The sequence below is a fragment of the Bradyrhizobium sp. SUTN9-2 genome, assembly GCF_003122645.1.
Classification (GTDB): domain Bacteria; phylum Pseudomonadota; class Alphaproteobacteria; order Rhizobiales; family Xanthobacteraceae; genus Bradyrhizobium; species Bradyrhizobium yuanmingense.
Genome location: NZ_LAXE01000001.1, coordinates 2,750,116 through 2,752,066 on the forward strand (window position 1 = coordinate 2,750,116; position 1,951 = coordinate 2,752,066).

General features: G+C 58.8%; 1 protein-coding gene. It reads right to left on the reverse strand.

The genetic code is table 11. The features are described from left to right. Positions 1–976 (reverse strand): hypothetical protein (locus tag XF30_RS38105; protein WP_158284369.1); only part of this gene is annotated, 976 nt, incomplete at its 3' end. Between the last annotated feature and the right edge of the window lie 975 nt (positions 977–1,951).

Consider the following 1,951-nt stretch of genomic DNA (forward strand, 5'->3'; position numbering starts at 1 on the left):
TTAGTTCCTTTTGGCACATCACCAAGTCGGTAGCACCGGCTAGAGCTTGGTGAATCTTGCCTGTCACAATCCCCCCGTTGAGCTGCTTGTACGAAAGTCTGGTCTTATAGCCATTTGCCTCGTAGAGAGCGCGAATTCCGGTGAACCATTTTATCCGCTCGAGTGGATCGGCCGGACCGTTCTGCGCCTTTACCCTCAGTTCTACGTCGGCGATGATTTCTTCATCGACAACGTGATCTTTGCCGCCAATGGATTGCTTCGCGGACCGTTTAGAGAAGATCATCTGATTGAGTTCACGGCCGCCCGCCGTGGCAAATGACAATGCCCGCCCCACGTCGGCTAGGAGCTCTAGTCTCGGGGTGTATTTGTAGTCCTTAGTGTTCATCTGGCCCGGCTTTCTCTTATCCGGAGTGCGAACTGTATAGGTCAGCTCCTCTGCTCGAGCCCATCGACGTAGTTGCCTGCAAATGAAAGTCTCGATCATTTGCCGATTGAACGAATGAGCCACCTCGATCGCGCACCGGTACTGGCCGTCATCGTGCTGGCTCGTTGGCAGCCGGATTACGATGTGGGTAGAGATACCGCCCCGCTCATTCTTGCTCCCAGCTATATCTCGACCTTCAAGGCTCTCCGTATCGACGACTGAGAACGTCCTCTTGCCATGGTCGACGTACTCAAGAAGCAGCTTGGCGTAGAGAAAGTCACCATCCTTGTCGACCTTCATGTCGCGAAGCAGGATGAAGTTGAGGCCCGAACAGCGAGCGATCCGCTCGTCTTCCGTCTCTTCAGCATCCTTCTCGGCTTCCTGGGCGCCAATAAACTCAATTGCATGTCCAGCGACTCTTCTGTCGCCCAAGGCCTGAAGCAACGTTGCCCCGGCCACTAAAGGCGGTTTATGGGCCACTGGCGCGTGCGAAGTCGAAATGCTCACAAGGCGGTTCAACAGCACGAACCGCTGAAAGTCGTCGTCAGTCACTACTACCCCCAGCCTAATATCGGTCGCACATTGTCACAACCTGCACGCGCGAAAAAGCTCCTCGGCGGCGGCTTCCACCGCGGCGCATGGGAAAAATACGGGTGCACAGGCGCGCTGAAGCGCCCCTTGGAGGGGGTGAATTCGTTAGTGATTCGGGGTAAACTGGTTCGCGGAGCGTCAGAACTCCCGAAGTGGTCCCTTGCCGGGGATAGCACTTCATCCGCGATAGGCGGGCCCAGGGCCTTGCCGGGCTCATGATCCCGCTGAAATAGTACCGCGCCCATTTGCTGTGGGCAGCGACCGGCTCACTATGCCGGGAGTGCCACGGCTATGCAATAGCCCTTCGGGGTAAAGGCCATGGCGCACGTTCTCGCGGACGTGTTCTGACCCTCCCGGTGCCAGCCCGCCGCTGGCGCCCGGCCGTCAGAAGCCGGTTTAGAACCGCGAGCACTAAAACCATGACAGAAACGTCTTACAGCGCCCTGGGCGCTGTACCAGTCCTCCACCGCCTCTGGTCTGACCAGTCGCGCAGACGCATTCCTGCCCGCCGCCAAGCCGCCAGAACCATGGTCCTGCGAACTCGCTTGTTCGCCACGGGGCGCGCACGGGAGAATGAAAATGCAAGTAGCGGCAATCCAACAGTCAGGCACTCAGCGGCACGGTGGAGACGGTATGTTGATCACGAGCATCGAGAGGCACACCGGGTCGGGCATGTGGCACGGTACGGCGATCCATGAAGGGAAACGCTTGATGTGGTATTTTCGACCGCGCTCGTGGCTGCACGTCCACGAGCAGGACAAGCGCAATCCTGATTGCTGGATGAATGTCGAGCCACCTGTGGGGGCCCGGCAGGTCGTGATGCGTGCGGTCAGGACAGCGAAAACTGCGGGTGCGCGGCTCCAAGCAGCTGTTGGACCTTCCTGAGCCGGTCCGCGGCGGCTTTGAGAGCCGGATGAACCCGGCAGGAAGTCGGCT